The organism is Acinetobacter sp. CAU_H_S170_2, assembly GCF_058890445.1.
Genome location: NZ_JBZYAE010000001.1, coordinates 517,505 through 538,583, shown reverse-complemented (window position 1 = coordinate 538,583; position 21,079 = coordinate 517,505). Strand labels below are relative to the sequence as shown.

Here is a 21,079-nt window from a genome sequence, read left to right as displayed (position 1 = left end):
GTATTTTATGTTAACTTTAGGAAAATTAAACTTATAATGAAATTTTTCTTTGTAGTATTTGCATTCACTTTAATCACATGGGTTTGCAGCGATTTTTTTCATAAAAAACAATTAGATTCTGCAATAAACTCAACAAATAAAATTAAAAATTGTGGCTACTTGTTGGGCATTAAGTCAACAAAAGCTAGATTTAGTCAGGAGTATTTTGTAATACAGAATAATCAAAAGGAAATAGATAAATTTAATTTTGATCCTGAATTTGATGTGCATCAGAACATAAAATACTCTGGAGAAATAAAGCAAGGGGAAAAAATTTGTTATGAATATACTTACATTCACACTTATATGGATACTATAAAAATTCTAACAAATATGAACAAAATTAATAATTTTCCATAAAGTTTACAGAATAGAGCTTATGTAACATAACACTAAAAACTCCCCCAACCACCCTACAATATTTTAGTTATCTATTGCTTATCACCCCTACTAAAAACGTATAGCACCACTGTAAAACTCATCCACGCACTCACAAAAGCCTCACTTAACCAATCGTGCGGGTTGTACTTACATCTACAGAAAGCTTCGACTAGTGTATATGACAAACTCCCTAACCAATAGCATTGATCGATAAACCTTAAGTACATAAGAAAGACAATGAAATGGATCATTTTTTATCCACCTGTTATACTGGCTAAATATCCCCCCTTCTTCCAATTTAGAGTAACACCAATGAAGTAAGTCTTATTTTCCGTCAAATCTAATTTATGTGTTTTCTGACGTGCAAAATAAACTTATTTACTGCTCTATATCTCTATAAAAATTTATTTTGTATGTCCTGTATAAAGGAGTCTTCAATGATCCAACAGGCCTGTACTGTAAAAAATCTCAGCGTTCAATTTGCTCATGAACCACTGTTTCAGCATTTAAACTTTGAATTGCCCGCTGCCCAATGTTCAGCTCTGATTGGACGAAATGGTCAAGGCAAATCAATATTAATGTCCCTACTCACTCAGGCGCACATGCCCAATTATGCGAGTGGCGAAGTGATTTGGCATATGTCATTTTCCTACTTAAGTCAGCTCGAGCGTTTAAGCAACTGTACACTTGCCGAAGCCCTTAACATTGCTGACTTACATGCAAGTTTTCAACGTATTGAACAATCGACTGCGAGCTTTGAAGACTATGACCGCGTCGAACATGCATGGCATCAACCCACTGAATGGTTGAAATTGCTAGAAAGTGCAAACTTACCTACAAATCTATCTAGCTCAGTTTCTCAACTGAGTGAAGGTCAGAAAACTAAACTGGCACTGTGTCGCCTTTTTTTACAAACTGAGCATTATTTACTTCTTGATGAGCCCAGTAATCACTTAGACCATGCAAGTCGTGCATGGTTAAGTCAAAAAATCCTTCAGCATCCTGCGGGCTGTTTAGTCATTAGCCACGACCGCACATTGTTAAATCCAATCTCCAATACCTATGTTTTAAATGATTTTGGTTTACAACACTTCCGTTGCAACTATGCCGAGTATCAGTCACAAGCAGAGCAACAACAGCAGGCACTACAACACAATATCTCGCAAGAGAAACGCGAACTAAAACAATTACAAGTCCAACAGCATGAGCAGCGCATGAAAGCTCAGAAAAGGCAAAAGTCTGGGAAGAAATTACGAAGCTCTGGTTCTCAAGCCAAAATCCTACTCGACTTTAAAAAAGAACGTGCGAGTCAAACCTTATCGGGAGTCGCGCAGCAACAACTTCGCCAAAAGGAACAAGCGCAAGATGAGCTCAAAAACAAACAGCAGCAACTAGAACAGATTAAGTCACAAAAGTTTGATTTCCATTTTCAACCTAAACAAACAGGTGAAATTCTTCGTTTGAAAGAAGTGGGTTTAGCAGCACTTTCTATCTCGCCTATTTCTTTCGCCTTACACAACGGAGAAAAAATCCAACTGCGCGGCCAAAATGGTTCAGGTAAGTCGACCCTACTTCGTGCCATTCAAAATCATAGTCATGTTCAATCGGGAGACATTTTTAAGCGTGGAGCATCGTTATATTTAGATCAAAACTTTAGCCTACTGAATCCAGAACTGAATGCGGTACACAATTTACAATTATTGAATCCGTCTTTGTCCGATGAGGAGTGTCGGAATCAATTGGGGCAACTTCGAATTCGACGAGATAAGGCTCTGCTTCCCATCTCACTACTCAGTGGCGGTGAACAACTCAAAGTCGCTTTACTGTGTATCAGTCTCGCAGCACAGCCTGTGGACTTACTGTTACTGGACGAACCCGAAAATCATCTCGACATCAACTCAAGACAACTGTTGGCACAGGCTATACGCGATTTTACAGGGGCGGTTATTTTAGTTTCGCATGATGATGCCTTTATCGAGGAGACACAGATTGAAAACTATTTCGATTTAACCCAAACGGATTAGACTAGACAGCGTGATCGGATTTGCGTATAACACCGTTTTTCTATTTGACTGGTGACACCGCTGTGAAACTCATTCTTGCACCAATGGAAGGCTTAACCGACCCAATCATGCGTGATGTTCTCACGTCTGTAGGTAGCTTCGACTGGTGTGTGACCGAGTTTATCCGTGTGACCAATTCGGTCTTACCCGATCATATTTACCACCAGTATTGCCCAGAATTACTCAATGGCGGAAAAACGGCGGCAGGAACACCCGTGCATGTGCAGTTTTTGGGCAATGACCCTGAAATGCTGGCTGCCAATGCCATCCGTGCGGTGAAACTCGGTGCACCCGCCATTGATATGAACTTTGGCTGTCCAGCCAAAACCGTGAACCGTCACCGTGGTGGCTCTGTACTCTTAGATGAGCCAGAAGTAGTGCATGAACTGGTCAAAACCGTGCGTGATGCGGTTCCTGCACATATTCCTGTTTCTGCGAAAATGCGCTTAGGCTATATGGACCGACATTTTATGTTGGACAATGCTCATGCCATTGAAGATGCAGGTGCAGCATGGGTTACCGTGCATGCACGTACCAAAGCCGATGGTTATACCCCACCCGCTTTTTGGGATCAGCTCCGCCCGATTCGTGAAGCATTGAAGATCAATGTGATTGCCAATGGTGAAATTTGGAACAATGCAGACGCGAAACAGTGTCGCTTAGAGTCTGGCTGTGAAGATTTGATGATTGGACGTGGTGCCGTGACCATACCTGATTTGACCCAATGTATTCGTCAAAATATCGACACACCTTTGCTGACATGGAATGAGCTACTAACTTTACAAATCCGTTTCTTAAACGGCGGCTATAAAAAAGAAATGAATATGGTCGGACGTTATAAGCAATGGCTTGGCATGATGTCTAAACACTATCCAGAAGCCAAAGCCCTCTGGGATGAAGTCAAACGTATCAAGCCGCTGGATGACATTATTCTTAAACTAAACGCAAGCTCAACTTAATCCGTTCGCGCAACGATCGCGACATAAGTGGGTAAGTTCCACGCACCACCTGCAAAGCCTTTACATTGCTGCGATTGTGCCTGATAACTAAGGACAAAAGCCTTTCCATTCCAAGCCCACTCTGAACTAATACCACAGTCAGCAATACCCCGACCTTTTTGCTCTGAGAAAATCTGCGCCTCACTAAAACTTGAGCCTGATGTCGTGACTTGCTGCTGAATCTTTTGTAATGCTTTGTCCATAACCCAGTAGCCTAGACCTTCATTGTACGCTCCACGCCAACATGGCACTTGAACCACCACTTGCTCTGCATTCAGCGGATAGACTGAAACCCGATCTTCCTCAAAAAATCGTGCCTCATAGAGATTTGGACAGTCTTGTTCATCTGTTTTTGCTTTTAACTTTTTAAAGAGTTGATTGGCAATTTTACTGTCCACGGCAAAATGACTGGCAACTGCAGGTCGATATCCCGTAATACCAATTTTAGGGATGGCTTTGGGTTGTAAAACATTTTGCTCAGACTGATTGCCTTTTTGATATACCGCGTTCGGTGTATTTACACGTTTTTGTATATCATCCATTTTGAGCAAAACTGCATTTGCCCCAGCAGTTGAAATTTGCCATTGCTGTGCTTGGGTCGTGAGACGAATATCTTCTGCGCCTACCAAAGCCTTTAGCAACTGCGCACTTTGAGCACTGGACAGTTTCGCGGTACTTTTCTTGGCATCGATGGTTAGGTTCCCTAGAGATGTTCCTCCTACATTTAAACTGGCTTCAGTATCCTGCGTAAACTCCTCAACCACTTGAATTTGGCTGAGTACCGCACTGCCTGCACCTGCGGGACGAGAAATCAGTAATGAAACTGGATGACCAAACTGAGCATCACTTTGATAACCCACCGCGCGGCACATACCCGTATTATCACAGGCAAGCTCCCAGTCTTTATGCATAAAATAGTTACCCGTTTCAGCATGAGTCAACTGGCTCAAGGCACTCATCAGCAACACACCAATAATGGGACTATTTCGTTTTATGATCTTATTATTCAACATATGCACTCACTCCACTTTAGAGGAATATAATCTTGCACTCAAAAACTTCGGCTTTGCACGATACCTGTATAATTTAAACAATCTTCAACGCGAATCCGTTGTACTTTCGACAGCTGATCTAGATCAAACCAAGCATAGGCCGTATGTTCATCACTGAGCCTGATCTCAGCAGATGCAGCCAGATGGCATCTAAAAATAAAGGCATGCGAGGTCACTGCCGCATGAAAGTACACACCCGACAAATACTCTATCTGAACCTGACAACCGAGTTCTTCTTGGCACTCACGCAGCAAAGCCTGATGAATGGTTTCTCCCATATCCAAGGCTCCACCTGGCAGCCCCCAAGCCTGATCGGCATAATTGGCTTTCAGTAATAAAACCTGCCCTACAGCATTGGTTAGCACCGCATGAGAACTCAGTCGGTAAAAGTCTTGAAATGCCATAGATACCTTCTTCTTAAGTTGTTCATGTTGTCATTAAAACATAACTCACTAAAACTGAGGTGGCTCGATCTGTGCCAAAGCCAAAGCTTTAGTCGAACTCAGTCTGGAAAATAAATCGGCTTTGACATTTTAGTTTCAAAGTCCACAGGCACCGAAATATGCTGATGGGCAACCAACCACTCACCTGCCGTTTTTTGAAAACATAGGGTGATTCTGCACCAAGGAATCTCTGGAGTTGCAACACCACTGGCATGATCCAATTTAGAATAACAATGTAAAAAAGCTAAACCGTCACGACTAAAAATATTGATGTTACGCCTAAACACTTTGATTTCCCCCTGAAAAAATGGGGCATATCGTCTCCACAATTCTTGATAGGCTTGCACACCTTGCAGCTCAAACCCAATATCAAACAAGCTGACATCACTCTGACAAAGACGAATGATATTTTGTACATCCATTTTACAAATGGCATCATCCCATTGTTTGAGTTTGAAGATAATTTCATGCCCTGCATGCTCATCTCCAACTAATCGAAAATCCACATCGCCCTCCCACACTACAAATCAAACTGCATAAAAAAACGCGTGCGCCATCCATAGCAAACACGCGGTTTTCTTCAATTCTTAAAACAAGCAAAATATGTAATCTGATCTTAAGTCGTCAAATCCTTAATCGTGGTACTTGAACCATTGTTTTTGACCGATTCAATGCCTTTGTCTCGGGATTGCTCACTGGCATAAAACTGACTGGTACCAATAATCTGATGATTGGCAGCCTTTAAGTTAAAATAAGGTTTGCCATTTTTGGCTTCTAAGCGTTCATAACGCGTATCATCGGGGCTGTTTTTTTGCACCGACTCAATTCCATTATGTGCTGACGCTTTTGCTTTATACAGTTCACTGGTCAAAATGACCTCGCCATTTCCCGCTTTTAAAACAAAGCGGTATTGGCCATCATTTGCCTGACTTACTTCGTACCATCCTGACATAAGCTCACCTATTGTTATTTTAAAGTGATTGTAGATCCACCAAAACCGAATAAAAAATCATCCAATTTCATAAAATATAAATGACTTCTTTTATAAAAAAAAGTGCATTTACTACCAGCCCAATTTTTATTTTTTTAAAATAACAGCGCTATATGAATAACGCATGACAGCCTCAAACCGTTTAAATGACACTCGATATCGGCCCAATACGGCTTGGTACTCTTCCTAATTCTATGCTTTTAATACCAATTTGCTATAACTACTTTTTGGCATTTCAATAATTTCTACACAAATTTGTACCGTTAAATCCTGAGGAGCGGTAAAGTTTTGCTGCAAGGTTTTAAGCAATTGGCTCGAAATGGCACACTTGGTGGCTTCATCTCGTCCGCTTAATAAAGACACTTTGGCATGCAAATAAGCCTGTGCATCACCATCCACCCCAATCACAAAATCGGACTGTCGAATGGCACGACTTTTGATGTCATTACCCGATTGTACAAACTGACCATCCAGCAAAGCTTGGTTTAACGCCAATAACATCGGCTTAACTTCAAGGGTGTCGATATTGTCTGAATATTCAAGGTGGATATGTGGCATAGCGTATTCTTCAACAAGTTTTTATCTTTATAGCATGCTGTGCGGGTGTTTCAACGCTTAATGTCTTTTCAAAATGGCTGAAAAAACAAAAAACGGAGTCCAATTGACTCCGTTTTAATCTCGAACTGCAAACTCAGCGGATTAGGCTTTTTTCACATACTCAGATTTCAGTTTCATCGCACCGACACCGTCAATTTTACAGTCAATGTCATGACCATCTGCGGCATCTGGCAGTAAACGAATATTTTTCACTTTGGTTCCGACTTTCACCACCGATGACGAACCTTTAATTTTTAAATCTTTAATCACCGTTACCGTGTCACCGTCAGCAAGTAAGTTGCCGTTGGCATCTTTAATTGCTACCACTTCTTCAGTTGCTTCTCCCTCTTTCCATTCGTTTGAACATTCAGGGCAGATCAGCAAGTCACCATCTTCATAGGTATATTCGGACTGGCATTTTGGGCAGTTGGGTAAAGACATAAAAACCTCAAAAATAAAAAAATAAGCAATTCACATTGCTCAAAACGCCAATATAGCATTTTTCAGACAAAAACGATGCGAATCACCTATTTATTTTAAGGCTTTAGCCTTGTCACGGGATGAATAAAATAAAGCCTAGGAAAGTATAAATTTTCCCTGTAATAGCATCAGCTCAACACTTACTTTTGTTCCAAACACTGCTTCAAAATCACCACATGGTTATGCTGTTCTTCTTTGGCTGCGGTGAGTAACGTGATCTGCTCACGCACTGCCAGTTGGCGCAAATCATTCAACTCGGCGGGATGTGCTTCCAGTTCTTTCATATAACGGACTTTAAACTCATCCCAGTGTGCCACCATGTCTTGGTGATACCATTTCCGTAGTTCATTGGATGGTGTGAGAATTTTTGGCCATTCATCTATTTTGGCCTCAAGTTTTGAGACCCCTCGAGGCCACAACCGATCAACTAAAATCCGTTTGCCATCCTCTGCCTCGACAGGCGCATAAATTCGCTTCATGCGTATTGGCATGCAAAACTCCTTTTAAATCTATGGTGCAACTTGTTTTATTGTTCAACGATGACGAAGCACTATTCATCAGGAATGTCTGGATTCACTAAAAAAGCCAAGAGTTGCAACGACTCTTGCCAACCTAGATAACAGCCATCGACAGGAATCACATCGGGCAAACCAGACTGCGTAATATGAACCTCTGTACCGACAGATACTTCTTTAAATTCAACACGCACTTCAATTTTACCTGCAAGTTCAGGTACATCGAACTCATCGGTATAGCGTAATAAACTGTTTTCAACGATTTCATGATAAGTGCCATGAAATGAATGCTGCATGCCTGTACTGAAGTTGGTAAAGAACATACGATATTGACCACCTTCACGCAGATCGAACTGATCGACATGTGCGGTAAAGCCATGTGGTGCCATCCACTTGACTAAAGCATCTGCAGTGGTAAAAGCACGATAGACGCGCTCGACGGGCGCACTAAATACGCGGTGTAATTGGACGCTATTTGACATGATTTTTCTCGTTCTTTTCAAATATTCAGATTTAGTTTAGAACGCTCAACCCCACATACTGTATTTTTTTTGTGCATCTTTTTTAAATAGCCAAACGTGGCCAGCTGTCTTTTTCTACCCACCAACAAAAAAAGCATGTTTTTCAACATGCTTTAAATTTGACCATTTTTTAGGCTTGACCTTGCTCATAGTCCTCATCATCTTCGTCGTCATAGACATAGGCCATACAGCCCCAGCCATCATATTCACCACCAAACTGTTCTGCAATTTTAGTAAACCATTGTTCTAAGTCGACAATGTCTGAATACTCAGGTTCCATGTACACATAGATGGTAATAATCCACTCAGATACATCACTTTCTTCATCGACAAACAAAGTGATTTTTTGCTCTTCTTGTAATAAATACAACGCACACTTTTCTGCTTGTGACTGCTCTTGAAAGGCAATCGAATATTCTATTTCATGCGGTTCAGATAGGTCGTCGCCATCCTCAGCCATTTGCCAAAGTACATTTCCGTTATCATCATCTGGATATAATTCATAATCACGTGTCATGCGTATGTCCTTGTTATCTTTTTAGCCAATATATCGTTGGCAAGTGACAAAATAGTGACTTCAACATAGCATATTTTGCTCATTTTTATAGCAGTTACATCTGATTTTTCGAAGGTTGTTTGGACTTTATTTCACGCAGACTTTGCCAGATTATTGTAAAACCCGATGCTCAACTAAAATGTCCGCTTGAAACTGTAAATCACTGCTTTTTAGGCTTTCTAATAGAGCCGCAAATTTAAGTTCTTCTAAGCGTAAAGCCAGATAACTCTCTTGTATCTGAGTATGACCGAAAGCCACACCATAGTGATTAATGAGGGTAAAGTCATCCTGCAAAGCTTGAATCAAAAGGCCAAGATTGTCTTTGCTCACACGTTGTAAATAAAAGTCTGCTTTCGTATTAAATAACTGTGAAACCAACACCATCATCGATAGTCGTCGATGTTCATCCATAAAGGCGCAGGTCACAACGTCGTTTTGCTCAACCGCACGAATCACTTGTTGCCGGACTTTTTGTAAATGACCGGCCGCATCTGTTTTCCCATAGCCTTCGATGAGTTCATCTAATAACTGCTCCGAAGGCAGTTGATAACTCTGGCTGTAGGTTTCAATTTTATGATGTAAGGCCTTTGATATTTCAGCCAGATGTTGTCGTTCTTCAGCCATGTGAAAAAAAGCACCCAGTTTTTCTCTGGCGCGCAGCATGCTCATTTCTTTGGCTTTACGCTCATATTCCGTTAAAAAGTGATGTACTTTTTCGATGCGCTGCCGACATTGTTTAAGCATTTGTTCAGCATCAAATTTGACTGTTTCAGCAAACAATTCAACTTGGTTGTGTCGTTCAATGACATAGTGTTCGACATCAATAATTTCTTGGTAAGGACTCAAAGTTTCATTGCGTTGTCTGAGTGTTCCAAGCTCAATTCTTAAACTGGTCAGCCGGTGTTGTAATTCACTTTGCTGCTGTTCATAAACTTCTAAACTGTTTCGACTGCGCTCTAAATTACTTTCTAAGGATTCAATCTTCTTTTTTTGGGCAAGGCTGTGTATTATTTGCCCGCATATAACCGCACACAGCAGGACAAGAATGACAGCGAATACATAAAGCATGGTCTATCTCCCTACGGGAACGTCATTTTTCTTTTAAAGACTCCGCTGTAAGAACACATGAAATTCGAACAGTAAGCCTTGGAACAGACAAACATATTTTCATTCAATTTCAATCAATCGTGACTATGGCCAAAAAGTCAAACTCAAATGTTAATTTCCACAAAGATAAGCACACTGGATAAAACTGCACTTACACAACTTACGCTAACGGTTTTTTAAACTGCCCGATATCCCAAATTTTAAGTATTTCTCAAAATATAGGTAAAGTGTGACACAGTTAAAATGGCACACTTCCATGAATCGCAACCGCTTTTCCACTTAAAGGCTGCTGAAAGGCGAGAAAACTGGCATGTAAAGCCATACGTTTTAATGGACTTCGTGTCGGCTCAGGGTGATACAACTTATCCCCTGTAATTGGATGCCCAATATATTGCATATGTACACGGAGCTGATGCGAACGCCCCGTAATTGGGGTCAGTAAAACTCGCGTAATATCGGTCTCAGTATCATAGCTAAGTGCTTGATAAAGTGTTTTTGCAGGTTTGCCCAACTCAAAGTGCACGATCTGCCGTGGTCGATTTTCCCAGTCAGTAATCAGTGGTACTTCAACACTGCCTTCAGCATCCAACTGGCCTTGAACTAAAGCAATATAGTGTTTATCCACCGTGCGGGCTTGGAACATTTTGCTGACGGCAACTTCGGCATCGCGGTGCTTGGCAAACATTAAAATCCCCGAGGTCGCCATATCTAAACGATGGGTAATTTTGGCATGTGGATACTGGGCTAAAACCCGTAAATAGGCACTGTCTTGGTGTTCTGGTAAACGCCCTGGTACAGACAACAAGCCCGCAGGCTTTTCAATTACCACCAAATCATCGTCTTCATAAACGATCACCAAGTCTTCTTGGGGTGGTGCATAAATAAAGTTGTCATTTAGAGCCATAGGAATAACAGCATAAAAAAGCGAGCGCGAAAAATAGCAAGCCGTGTTTCTGCTGTCAATCATTCAAGAAATATGGAAAACAGCCTTAATCCTAGGCGTCCATCACTCCATATAAGCCAGCTTTTTAGCAGGGCTGATTGGATTGAAAGCTTAAAATAAAATGATGTAAGTGAAACTACAACAGCAGGATTTTTCGATTTTCGCGGGAAATATTAAAATTTATTTTTTTGATTTATCTTTTATTCGAGTTCAAATTTTTTAGGGTGTCTGGGAAAACATGTTGTTTACTTCAACTATCATAACTTTGTAAGTGATGATCTTATAGCCTATAAACTTTTGATTTATAGCGTCCTAAGCCGAATCAAGACCTTTTGGGTAAGTACTACTCACGCGTTTTGCGCCACTGGTAGCATGCTACTCTTTTCGATCCCGTCACACCCTTGAGATATAATTTAACAATCCAAGGGCGGGATTGTTTCCCGAAGATAAAGTCTTTTCGGCTATTTTTGGAAAAAAATCTTGGCTTTCAGGTTATCTAAAAAATATTTTCCCAAATGCAGAGTATTTATGATTTTTTTCTCACATAAAAGCACTTTTCTCAGGATTTTATTTCTTTGCTGCATCACAGATGAGAAATTCAACTTCCTGCACAGACCTGCATCAGCTGAATGAGATTCCCGCAGGTATCATCAAAGACTGCAACTTTAACTTTTCCTGCCCGCATCGGTTCACTGGTAAAGCGTACCCCTAAGTTTTTGAGTCGCTCATATTCCGCATCTAGGTCATCCACTTGAAAAGAAGTATAGGGAATCAGGTCTGCTTTAATTGCAGCTTTAAACGGCTGTGCCGCAGGATGTGCATCAGGCTCCAGTAGCAGTTCAACACCTTCAGGACTTTCGGGGGAAACCAAAGTCAGCCAACGATAATCCCCCACAGGTACATCATGTTTGACTTTAAAACCGAGTTTTTCTGTATAAAACTGACAGGCTTTTTCTTGGCTATCGACCATGATGCTGGTGACATATATTTTCATTGTTGTTCCATATTTTTTATCAGACTTTTAATGGTTATAGCAGAACTCTAAGCGTTCCAATGTTATCAAATCGCAATTTTTTTAAAGCCGTTTTCGCAAACCAAAGCGCCAATTTGTTTTGGCACAGTTAAAGCAAATATTTGGATAAATTCGGGGCAATATAGAAGTTTAAAATGGAAGAAAATATTTGAATGGACCTGTCTTTTATCGTGTTGTTTTTATCATGTAGTTTCTAGGGATCAGGAGATAACTTCAACGATTAAAACTGGGTAAGTTCTAAACTTTTGCCTATAAATGGATAATCTATAGCGTCCTAAGCTGAATCGAGACCTTGTGGGTAAGTACGACGCTGATCTGATAGATAACGAGTCGCAAACTACTCTTTTCGATTCCTGTGCCCTTAAACGTTATATTAAGCAAATTGGTACGGGATGAATTTTCGAAGATTGGCTAATTTCAAGCGATGATGAAAAATATTTCCATAAATAAAACTAAATTTGATAAAGATATTCATCATGACACTTAAATCATCTATTTCATCGCATAAAAATGAACTTGTATCATTTTTTACACCATCATTCCAGAACGTTTAAGTCGCCATATAGCCTTGCAACCATGTTGCAATAAACCACCACAAACTGATCGCAGACATACCACAGAGTAAATTGGCAAGCACCTTTTGCATATTGCTGAGCTGAGACAGATAGATTTTTCGGTTAATTACATACGCAACCACAGCTAAGGCTCCACCGATTGCACCACCAATCATCACTAAAAACAAAGGCCAACCTGCCATCAAATGAGCAGCCGTACTCAGCTTAGGTTTCTCTTCAACACTCAAGGCCAGTTCTTTATTTTCCATCTCTTTCCCCTATACATGATCAAGCAGTCATGTGACTGATGCCTCAGACTCACGTCACTTATAAAAGTGCATTTTGAGATATAAGTTAGCAAAAACTAAGCCAATACTATTCAAGACTCAGATCATCGATGTCTTGAATTTTGCTCAAATACAGTGGAGCAAAATTCACTTTGCTCCATGTTTCTTTAAATTTAGGGTCACTATCCGGGTCTTTATTGAGATTTTCTCTGACCAGCTTCTTAGCGGTGAGAAAATTGACACTGGTTTCGCTGTTCACATAAGGGCCGAAATTATCGGAGCTGTCATAGCCAATCAGACGCATATCACGCCCCTCTAAACGGAACTGATAGGCCCAATATCCATAACGGCCATGGGCATAATGTAGTTTTAACACGCCTTTTTCGATAGAGGGCACCAACTCAGGCGCAAAGTACACACCGCCATCTTCATTTTCTGAAGAAAACAGTGACAGGTTCTGAACGACTTTTTGGTAGTGCCCTTTGGTATTCAACAGCACAATCACACCACGGCGGTTGCGGTCTAGTTTTCCACGGTATTCATCGGTGACCCATTGTTTCGGATCTGTACCTTTGACGATTAAAACCACATCTTTTAAACCATCTTTGTTTAAGTCCCCTTGCACAACCTCATACACCGTATATTTTGCGGGAAGGTAAGCTTGGTATTGGTTGGTCGCTTTTTGCCGCTGAATGTTCTCAGCGCTTAAGTTTTCAGCACAGAGATTGGTGGATATACCCAACATTGCAGCGAACATTAGAGAAGTTTGAATGAACTGTTTTTTCATAGTTTTCTTAATTTTTAAAATAAAGTAGTTAAGCGAGCACGCTAATGAATGCCTCATTTTTGGCATCTGTACTACAGATTAGCATTTATCAGAAGCCTATTTATAGGATGCTCTACAATTAAAACAGATGACCGTATCAGTGTCATATTTTGATTGCTGCCGCTGAAAACTTTCGGCTAAAGTGACGGAAGACCATTCAAATACGTTTCATCATGAAAACTAAAACTGCCCTGCTGATGCTGTGCCTTGCGCTTTCCCTCAGTGCATGCAAAGTGTTAAAAACACATATCGTTAAAGTCACCAGCTCAACTGAAGCACAGCCAAATGAAGTGTTATTAAAAACCACCAAAGGCTATGTATATTTATCGACACAGAACATGACGGATAAACAAAAGCACATCCTAAAAAATCTGCGTCCTTTTCAGTGCTTAGAAATTAAAACACCTGAACAATTTGCTATGCAAAACCGAGTAGTGCGATTTTCTGACTTTAAAATTCGTGCTTTAGTCGAAGCTGACCGAGAGTGTCGAAAAATTAAGGTCACGACCCGAATTGAAATTCATTAATGTTGTAATGCTTAAAAAGTTGAACATCCATATCTAACAATGGAAAGCTCTGCATAATTTGCAGAGCTTTTTTGCTTTTGGCTATTTGAAACAACACTTGTCACAACCTTCGACTTTTTCTCTGGGCCAGTTCATTCTTGCCCGTTTATAAGCCAGCTCATAATTGGCAAAATAACCAATTAGAATTTGATCCTCCGAGCTGGGTAAGTCTGCACAGCCTAAGGACGCATTATGAATATGATGGATGCCTTTTTCACTAGGCTGTTCATTTACAATAAATTTTATCATTTACAGCTCCCCGAATAATTTTTATAAAGTTCAACCACAAACAAAACCATACAAAAAGTATGTATTTATAAAATTAAACGGATGCCGTATAAAAATCAATCATTATTTTAAAAGTGAAACTGACCTCTAAGTCATATCAAGTTAAAAGAATTGATGTCCATATAACCGAAAAATTAGCCATGCTATCTTTAAATTTAGAGGCCCAGCAACACCATAAGAAAACTGCTGAAACTATAAAGGTGTGCTGATACTTTGTTGTTTTTTACGTTTAAACCAACGTACGGCCCAAATCGCCAAAATAATGCCCACAATCACCACCAAGACTGGAACCAGTAGTGACAGCACGGACAGTAAAACGGCTCCGACCCATTCCACTGTAGACACCAGTGGGTTGGCGACCCCGCCCGTCGTCGCGGTTGAAACCCCTCGGACAGCAACGGTACTCATTTGCACGGCGCCTGCTGTTCCCCCACCGACAATAATTGCTGCGGCCCAACTGGCAAACTGCGACATTTCCCCGCTGCTGACCGCCATAGTGGTGAGTGTTCCTGCGACCATCGCGGCTGGCGTTGCAATGGTGTCTAAAGCGTTGTCTACCCATGGTATGTAATAAGCTGCGATTTCACAGACAGTTGCAATAGCTAAGGCAATGCATACCGATGGCATGCTTAACCATTCAAAACCTTGCATGGGCTCGAACCAACCCATAATAGATGCAAGGCTCATGACCAAGAGTGGGACAAAAACACGAAAGCCACAGGCCGCACTTAAGCCAATGCCGATACAAAGTCCTAATATGGTTTCCATGTGCTTTTCCTATGTGGCTTAAGTTGGGATACTTTTATCTTTTTTATAACTTAGCAAAAAGCCCTATCGGGTGATAGGGCTTTTCTTTTAAACAGTGGGTAACTGTTAAATCTTGGGCTTAGGCATTCTTATTGTTAAATTGATTGCCTTGGCATTTGGTACACGGGGGTAAACGATCTGTACCAATTTCTAAGTAGACGCGGTGTCCGCATTGAACACAAAAATAGAAGCCTGTTCCAGGTTTTTCGCCAGCAGTAACCATTTTTGTTCTCCATATGTTTAGAAAATGGTCTTACTAGTATATGCCTTTTATGATGAATGTCTATTGATCATTTCGACAAATGATGATGGCATTTGGGCAAGAAATAATTTCCCTAGAAAATCTAAACGCCTTACAAGGTGTTAGTCACCCAATTTTCGATCTGCAATCCATCGACACGCAAAAATTCTTTTTCATTATTGGTCACCATCACCCAATTATTCGCACGTGCATGCGCGGCAAGCCACAAATCATTCGCACCAATAATCTGCCCTTTAGATGAAAGGTCTTGGCGTATTTGCGCATAGTGATCAGCGACATATTCATCTAACTCAACCACTTGAATCATTGAGGTTAATTCATCTATCACTTTAAGGGCTTTTTCTTTTTGCTGACTTTTCTCTGCACCAAAACGCAACTCCCCCAAAGTAATGACTGAAATTAAAATATTTCGATGTGGGAGATGTTTTTCAAAATGCTGACGGACAATTTCAGGTTGATGTTTGATGATGTAGATACAAATATTCGTATCCAATAAATATTGTGTCTGCATTAGAACTCTTCTCGTTCCTGTGGTGGTTCATCCACTCTTTCTTCTGCATAAAAGTCATTCGGCATTTGCGCTAATACTTTAAATAACCGATCTACGGTGACTGGCTTTTCACGCAGAATCACGTCATCGCCACGACGGAAAATTTCGACTTCTGTACCTTCAAAGCGAAATTCTTTGGGTAAGCGAACAGCTTGGCTTCGACCAGTCATAAAAACTTTTGCGGTAGTCATAAGGCTACTCCATCAGTTTTGATATATACCTTATGATAGGTATTTATTGAGTGTTTTTCAAGCGAATTAAATTTAATGAATTTGAGGTACTTCAATAACATTCACAGTAAATAAATTCAAAATATCATCTCTATCCATGAAAATAATTTGGCTTCTGCGATTTGCATCTAATTTATTACCTAACCAGTTTCTTGCTGCTTTTGTGATTTCACCGCCTGCAATGATATAAGCATGATCTACCAATACTCTTTTATTTGTTTCAGGATCGAAAATTTCATGCCCCAACATCATCGTTGTTTGGTTATAAATTTCAGCAATATTGTGGTTGCTAGCTTTGGAAACACCTGAAGAATCTAGTTTTCCTTTCTTTACCTGAATTCCAAAATAAATTATATGCTGTGTAGGCAGTGTATATTTCATCCAAATATCTTTTCCATATTCCAATGCTTGGCGAATTCAAACATGAGGTGCGACAGTTTGAAAAGTCTTATGATAATCAACAAGCTGAGCAAATTTCTCTAATGGTGTAAGCCAATCTAACGCTTTTCTAGGACGAGTATTCAGTGACATGGCAACTTGATTTAAATAATGCTGATCTGCCTGATTTAAATCAATCCCTTTAGGTAAATATTGCCTAATTAAACCATTCATATTTTCGCATGTGCCTTTTTGCCAGGGTGAATGTGGGTCACAGAAATATACATCTATGCCTAAATCTTCTTCAAGTATTTTATGTTCTGCCATCTCGCGTCCACGGTCATAGGTCAACGTTTTACGCAGTTCTGCAGGTAAATATTTCAGAGCTTCAGTTAAAGCCTTGCGCACTGATTCTGCCTTTGCATCAGGTAATGTTGCCAAGATACAGAGCCGTGTATTTCGTTCAATAAGTGTTGCTATCGAACTTTTATTGTCTTTACCTTTAATTAAATCAGCTTCCCAATGACCCGGTATTTTTCTTTCTTGAACTTCGGCTGGGCGCTCATGAATAGTTTTAATATCCTGTAATATAGAATCTTTTTTAGGTTCACCGTTAGCTTTTCGCTTTTTATTTTCATGACGTAGACAGGATAATAAGTCTTTTTTCAACTCACCCTTGGGTAATGCTCGTATCGTTGAATAAATCGTTGTATGGCTTACATTCATTGTTTGATCCAAATCAGGAAATGTCTTTAAACGCTTTGCTATTTGCTGAGGAGACCATAAACAACGGATCGCTTCAACAATAAATTTCCAGAGGATTGAATCGATTTTGAGTTTTCTGTGACCACGTCTACGTCTAGCGAAGGTGTTATCAGAAGCATATCGAGCTTGATAAACGTCATTGATGCTATTTCTTTTAAGCTCACGATAGATCGTACTAGGATGTCTTTTAATAAGTTCAGCAAATTTTCTGGCTGAAAAGCCTTCTTTTCTTGACTCAAGCATTAATGCAGTACGATCTTCAAAGTTAAGATGATGGTATGACAATTTTATATACTCCATAAACCCTTTAAATTAATTAGGTGGTTTATGTCGCACTTCAAGTTTTACTCTGCCCTTTATCTTTGTGTCCTGCTACTGTGATTCGATGAAAACCTAATATTCGAAATAGTGGTAATAATATATTTTCAATTAGTTGATCCTCTGAGCATTTATCTAAATAATTGATTAACAAATCTCTTTTTTTGATTTCCTCTTCTGAGAATATTCGATGAGGATTTTCAGAAGGTTTTATAATCTGATTATTATTTAAGTTTTTAATATATAAATTATTATCATTACTATAAAAAGCCTCATATCCTTCTCTGCTTAAAGGCTTATTTAACTCAATTAAAGCATTGATACGTTGCGGATCATCCTCTGTTGCTTCAGATTTATGCATTAAGACCCTTAATACATGTACAAATCGTGGAGGCAACATATTTGGTGGGCAAGATTCGTCCAGTAATTCGGCTAATCTATCTGATGTCCAAGCCCAACGTGTTGAACCATCATGTTGAAATGGTAAATCACACTCCTCGAAAAACTCAGTAATATACGTGCTACTTCTATATTTAAAGGATTTATTATCACCAATAATGCACTCAGCAATCGCTCTTAGGTTTCTGCTTTTAAATTTCATATTCTTATTTTTCGTAAAGGCTATTTGCGTTTAATTTAATATATGCATTGAGACCATTTCCAACTTTAGCTAGCTGCTTCATACGTTCAACCTTCTCAATACCTGCACTTCGATAACTATAAGTATAAATTTTAGCTGTACCACTAAATTTAACCCTTATAAAAGTATCCCCAATTTCATATCCAACTACACCTGAATCATCATCTAAATCCAAATATCTTTCCATATCCATACTCAAAAAATAAAGCCATATATGAAATATGGCTTTATAAAATTATTTCAAGTATTAAAAAGACTTATTTAAACTACGCCACATTCCCTTCCAAAAAGTCCTGCGCAAAGCGTTGCAATACACCACCCGCTTCATATACAGACACTTCTTCTTCAGTATCTAGGCGACAGGTTACAGGCACTTCAACGATTTCACTCTTACCATCTTCCGTCGCACGTTCAATCACTAAAGTTAACGTCGAACGCGGTGCGATATTACCAATCACGCTATAAAGTTCAGTACCATCCAAACCTAAAGTTTTACGGTCAACACCCGCTTTAAACTCAAGCGGTAACACGCCCATACCGACCAAGTTAGTACGGTGAATACGCTCAAAACCTTCCGCCACAATCGCTTCAACACCAGCAAGGCGTACACCTTTTGCAGCCCAGTCACGGCTAGAACCCTGACCATAGTCCTTACCTGCAATGATGATGAGCGGTTGCTTACGATTCATATAAGTTTCAATCGCTTCCCACATACGCATCACTTCGCCTTGAGGCTCAACACGTGCTTTCGAACCTTGCTTAATGGTGCCATCCGCACGAACCACCATTTCATTAAACAGTTTCGGGTTAGCAAATGTTGCACGTTGCGCAGTCAAGTGGTCACCACGGTGCGTTGCATAGGAGTTAAAGTCTTCCTCAGGTACACCCATTTTGTGTAGGTACTCACCTGCTGCCGAATCCATCATAATTGCATTCGATGGTGACAAATGATCCGTGGTGATGTTGTCAGGCAAGATGGCAAGCGGACGCATATTTGCCAGTGTACGTGGTGCAGCTAATGCCCCTTCCCAATACGGCGGACGGCGGATATAAGTACTTTGCGGACGCCAGTCATACAAAGGACTTGCCGCTTTTTCAGTGACACCCAAATCAAACATTGGAATATACACTTTACGGAACTGTTCAGGCTTCACCGCTTCTTTGACCAGAGCATCAATTTCTTCATCCGAAGGCCAAATGTCTTTCAAATAAATTGGATGACCGTCTTTGTCGTTTCCTAATGCATCTTTTTCGATGTCAAAACGAATGGTTCCTGCAATCGCATACGCTACAACCAGCGGAGGTGATGCCAAGAACGCTTGTTTTGCATAAGGATGGATACGACCATCGAAGTTACGGTTACCCGAAAGTACCGCTGTTGCATACAAGTCACGGTCAATAATTTCTTGTTGTAGTTTAGGATCTAAAGCACCTGACATACCGTTACAGGTGGTACATGCATACGCCACGATACCAAAACCGAGTTTTTCTAAGTCGTCTAATACGCCTGCTTCTTCAAGATAAAGCGCAGCTGCTTTAGAACCCGGTGCAAATGATGATTTCACCCAAGGTTTACGGGTTAAGCCTAATTCATTGGCTTTACGTGCCAATAAACCTGCGGCAACGGTATTACGTGGGTTGGATGTATTGGTACACGAAGTAATTGCAGCGATGATGACAGCACCATCTGGCATTAAACCATCGGTGCGGTTTTCAACCACGCCTGCAATACCTTTTTCTTTTAAATCTGCTGTAGATACACGTGCATGTGGGTTTGATGGGCCTGCAATATTACGTGTTACTGTTGAAAGATCGAAACGAAGGACACGTGGATATTCCGCTTGTTTCATATCCAATGCCCAAAGACCAATTTCTTTGGCATAGTTTTCAACCAGTGCAACTTGCTCAGCTTCACGACCTGTCAGCGTTAAATAATCAATCGTGTTTTGGTCAATATAGAACATTGCCGCAGTTGCACCATATTCAGGGGTCATATTGGAAATCGTGGCACGATCCCCCACTGACATGCTGTCCGCGCCTTCGCCGAAGAACTCAAGGTACGCACCGACAACACGTTCTTTACGCAAGAATTCAGTCAGTGCTAAAACGATATCGGTTGCAGTAATACCCGCTTGACGTTGTCCAACAAATTCCACCCCGATAATGTCTGGAAGACGCATCCACGATGCACGACCGAGCATTACATTTTCAGCTTCGAGTCCACCCACACCAATCGAAATCACACCAAGCGCATCGGTATGTGGCGTGTGTGAGTCTGTACCGACACAAGTATCTGGGAATGCCACACCTTCACGACTTTGCACTACAGGAGACATTTTCTCCAAGTTGATTTGGTGCATGATGCCATTACCCGCAGGAATCACATCGACATTTTCAAAAGCAGTCTTGGTCCATTCAATGAAATGGAATCGGTCTTCATTACGACGGTCTTCAATAGCACGGTTTTTCTCAAAAGCATCTGGGTCAAAACCACCGAATTCCACAGCTAAAGAGTGATCGACAATCAACTGAGTCGGCACCACAGGATTCACTTTCGATGGGTCACCACCTTGGTCTGCAATCGCATCACGCAAACCTGCAAGGTCAACCAATGCCGTTTGTCCAAGAATGTCATGACAGACGACGCGAGCTGGATACCAAGGGAAATCGTGATCTTGTTTTGAGAAAATTAATTCTTTTAGTGACTGCTCCAAAATGGCAGGATCACAACGACGCACTAACTGTTCAGCCAATACTTTTGAGGTGTATGGAAGTTTTGCATAAGCGCCTGGCTGAATCTGTTCAACGGCTTCTCGCACATCAAAGTATTCTAGCTGGGTGCCTTGCAGTGGTTTGCGGTGATTATTGTTCATAGCGTTCCTGCCTTTG

Annotated in this window: 26 protein-coding genes and 2 pseudogenes; 4 read left to right on the top strand and 24 right to left on the bottom strand. The window is 40.6% G+C overall.

The window, feature by feature from the left end; translation table 11 throughout:
• The first annotated feature begins 36 nt into the window (after window positions 1-36).
• The 3 genes from AC5EUN_RS02715 to AC5EUN_RS02705 all read left to right on the top strand — a co-directional run bounded on the left by AC5EUN_RS02715 (window position 37) and on the right by AC5EUN_RS02705 (window position 3,442).
• Window positions 37-399, top strand: a complete 363-nt coding sequence (locus AC5EUN_RS02715; RefSeq protein ID WP_010327406.1) for a hypothetical protein — start codon at window positions 37-39, stop codon at window positions 397-399.
• A gap of 458 nt (window positions 400-857) precedes the next feature.
• Window positions 858-2,444 carry an ATP-binding cassette domain-containing protein gene (locus tag AC5EUN_RS02710; protein ID WP_010327407.1) on the top strand — a complete coding sequence of 529 codons (1,587 nt, stop codon included), beginning with the start codon at window positions 858-860 and terminating at the stop codon, window positions 2,442-2,444.
• Window positions 2,445-2,506: 62 nt separating this feature from the next.
• On the top strand, window positions 2,507-3,442 hold the full coding sequence (locus AC5EUN_RS02705) for a tRNA dihydrouridine synthase (RefSeq protein ID WP_010327408.1): 936 nt from the start codon (window positions 2,507-2,509) through the stop codon (window positions 3,440-3,442).
• Here AC5EUN_RS02705 and AC5EUN_RS02700 read toward each other — a convergent pair.
• The 14 genes from AC5EUN_RS02700 to AC5EUN_RS02635 form a co-directional block, all read right to left on the bottom strand.
• On the bottom strand, window positions 3,439-4,494 hold the full coding sequence (locus AC5EUN_RS02700; RefSeq protein ID WP_010327409.1) for a DUF1176 domain-containing protein: 1,056 nt from the start codon (window positions 4,492-4,494) through the stop codon (window positions 3,439-3,441). The genes AC5EUN_RS02705 and AC5EUN_RS02700 overlap by 4 nt on opposite strands.
• 38 nt (window positions 4,495-4,532) lie before the next feature.
• Window positions 4,533-4,937, bottom strand: a complete 405-nt coding sequence (locus AC5EUN_RS02695) for an NUDIX hydrolase (protein ID WP_010327410.1) — start codon at window positions 4,935-4,937, stop codon at window positions 4,533-4,535.
• Window positions 4,938-5,035: 98 nt separating this feature from the next.
• Window positions 5,036-5,482: a YybH family protein gene (locus AC5EUN_RS02690; RefSeq protein ID WP_004695230.1), complete on the bottom strand. Its 447-nt coding sequence runs from the start codon at window positions 5,480-5,482 to the stop codon at window positions 5,036-5,038.
• A 110-nt stretch (window positions 5,483-5,592) separates the two neighbouring features.
• Complete coding sequence (locus AC5EUN_RS02685) at window positions 5,593-5,928, bottom strand: YegP family protein (protein ID WP_004695228.1); 336 nt, start codon at window positions 5,926-5,928, stop codon at window positions 5,593-5,595.
• Window positions 5,929-6,159: 231 nt separating this feature from the next.
• Window positions 6,160-6,525 (bottom strand): 5-carboxymethyl-2-hydroxymuconate Delta-isomerase, encoded by a 366-nt coding sequence (locus tag AC5EUN_RS02680; RefSeq protein WP_010327411.1) that lies wholly within the window; start codon window positions 6,523-6,525, stop codon window positions 6,160-6,162.
• 141 nt (window positions 6,526-6,666) lie between these two features.
• Window positions 6,667-7,005 carry a zinc ribbon domain-containing protein YjdM gene (locus tag AC5EUN_RS02675; protein ID WP_004695225.1) on the bottom strand — a complete coding sequence of 113 codons (339 nt, stop codon included), beginning with the start codon at window positions 7,003-7,005 and terminating at the stop codon, window positions 6,667-6,669.
• 179 nt (window positions 7,006-7,184) lie between these two features.
• Window positions 7,185-7,535 carry a DUF488 domain-containing protein gene (locus AC5EUN_RS02670; protein ID WP_029575101.1) on the bottom strand — a complete coding sequence of 117 codons (351 nt, stop codon included), beginning with the start codon at window positions 7,533-7,535 and terminating at the stop codon, window positions 7,185-7,187.
• A 59-nt stretch (window positions 7,536-7,594) separates the two neighbouring features.
• Entirely contained in the window at window positions 7,595-8,041 is a 447-nt protein-coding gene (locus AC5EUN_RS02665; protein WP_010327413.1) for an SRPBCC family protein, read from the bottom strand.
• A 169-nt stretch (window positions 8,042-8,210) separates the two neighbouring features.
• Window positions 8,211-8,597 (bottom strand): ribonuclease E inhibitor RraB, encoded by a 387-nt coding sequence (locus AC5EUN_RS02660; protein ID WP_004695219.1) that lies wholly within the window; start codon window positions 8,595-8,597, stop codon window positions 8,211-8,213.
• A gap of 150 nt (window positions 8,598-8,747) precedes the next feature.
• Window positions 8,748-9,704, bottom strand: a complete 957-nt coding sequence (locus AC5EUN_RS02655; RefSeq protein ID WP_010327414.1) for an SNIPE associated domain-containing protein — start codon at window positions 9,702-9,704, stop codon at window positions 8,748-8,750.
• A 277-nt stretch (window positions 9,705-9,981) separates the two neighbouring features.
• The gene (locus AC5EUN_RS02650) at window positions 9,982-10,647 is read right to left on the bottom strand and encodes an RluA family pseudouridine synthase (protein WP_029575102.1); all 666 of its coding nucleotides are present in this window, start codon (window positions 10,645-10,647) and stop codon (window positions 9,982-9,984) included.
• A 637-nt stretch (window positions 10,648-11,284) separates the two neighbouring features.
• A complete protein-coding gene (locus AC5EUN_RS02645) occupies window positions 11,285-11,680 on the bottom strand; it encodes a VOC family protein (protein WP_010327416.1) in 396 nt (131 codons plus the stop codon).
• A 589-nt stretch (window positions 11,681-12,269) separates the two neighbouring features.
• Entirely contained in the window at window positions 12,270-12,542 is a 273-nt protein-coding gene (locus tag AC5EUN_RS02640) for a hypothetical protein (protein WP_010327417.1), read from the bottom strand.
• A 106-nt stretch (window positions 12,543-12,648) separates the two neighbouring features.
• Window positions 12,649-13,347: a hypothetical protein gene (locus AC5EUN_RS02635; RefSeq protein WP_010327418.1), complete on the bottom strand. Its 699-nt coding sequence runs from the start codon at window positions 13,345-13,347 to the stop codon at window positions 12,649-12,651.
• Between the two features lie 212 nt (window positions 13,348-13,559).
• Here AC5EUN_RS02635 and AC5EUN_RS02630 point away from each other — a divergent pair, with 212 nt between their 5' ends.
• Window positions 13,560-13,913 carry a hypothetical protein gene (locus AC5EUN_RS02630; RefSeq protein ID WP_010327419.1) on the top strand — a complete coding sequence of 118 codons (354 nt, stop codon included), beginning with the start codon at window positions 13,560-13,562 and terminating at the stop codon, window positions 13,911-13,913.
• A gap of 81 nt (window positions 13,914-13,994) precedes the next feature.
• Here the strand turns inward: AC5EUN_RS02630 and AC5EUN_RS02625 are convergent, their stop codons facing one another.
• The 10 genes and pseudogenes from AC5EUN_RS02625 to acnD form a co-directional block, all read right to left on the bottom strand.
• Window positions 13,995-14,201: a hypothetical protein gene (locus tag AC5EUN_RS02625; RefSeq protein WP_004695205.1), complete on the bottom strand. Its 207-nt coding sequence runs from the start codon at window positions 14,199-14,201 to the stop codon at window positions 13,995-13,997.
• A 231-nt stretch (window positions 14,202-14,432) separates the two neighbouring features.
• Window positions 14,433-15,008: a DUF4126 domain-containing protein gene (locus AC5EUN_RS02620; RefSeq protein WP_010327420.1), complete on the bottom strand. Its 576-nt coding sequence runs from the start codon at window positions 15,006-15,008 to the stop codon at window positions 14,433-14,435.
• Between the two features lie 118 nt (window positions 15,009-15,126).
• Window positions 15,127-15,270 (bottom strand): zinc ribbon-containing protein, encoded by a 144-nt coding sequence (locus AC5EUN_RS02615; protein ID WP_004695201.1) that lies wholly within the window; start codon window positions 15,268-15,270, stop codon window positions 15,127-15,129.
• A gap of 130 nt (window positions 15,271-15,400) precedes the next feature.
• A complete protein-coding gene (gene vapC, locus AC5EUN_RS02610; protein WP_010327421.1) occupies window positions 15,401-15,820 on the bottom strand; it encodes a type II toxin-antitoxin system tRNA(fMet)-specific endonuclease VapC in 420 nt (139 codons plus the stop codon).
• Window positions 15,820-16,050: an antitoxin gene (locus AC5EUN_RS02605; protein ID WP_010327422.1), complete on the bottom strand. Its 231-nt coding sequence runs from the start codon at window positions 16,048-16,050 to the stop codon at window positions 15,820-15,822. Before AC5EUN_RS02605 ends, vapC begins: the two co-directional genes overlap by 1 nt.
• A 72-nt stretch (window positions 16,051-16,122) precedes the next feature.
• Window positions 16,123-16,500: pseudogene (locus AC5EUN_RS02600) on the bottom strand (hypothetical protein); the annotation flags it as partial.
• Between the two features lie 6 nt (window positions 16,501-16,506).
• A complete protein-coding gene (locus AC5EUN_RS02595; RefSeq protein ID WP_010326927.1) occupies window positions 16,507-17,532 on the bottom strand; it encodes an IS30-like element ISAba125 family transposase in 1,026 nt (341 codons plus the stop codon).
• Between the two features lie 55 nt (window positions 17,533-17,587).
• Window positions 17,588-18,151 (bottom strand): annotated as a pseudogene (locus tag AC5EUN_RS02590) (hypothetical protein); the annotation flags it as partial.
• Between the two features lie 4 nt (window positions 18,152-18,155).
• Complete coding sequence (locus AC5EUN_RS02585) at window positions 18,156-18,377, bottom strand: hypothetical protein (RefSeq protein WP_010327424.1); 222 nt, start codon at window positions 18,375-18,377, stop codon at window positions 18,156-18,158.
• Window positions 18,378-18,456: 79 nt separating this feature from the next.
• The gene (acnD, locus tag AC5EUN_RS02580) at window positions 18,457-21,063 is read right to left on the bottom strand and encodes a Fe/S-dependent 2-methylisocitrate dehydratase AcnD (protein ID WP_010327425.1); all 2,607 of its coding nucleotides are present in this window, start codon (window positions 21,061-21,063) and stop codon (window positions 18,457-18,459) included.
• Between the last annotated feature and the right edge of the window lie 16 nt (window positions 21,064-21,079).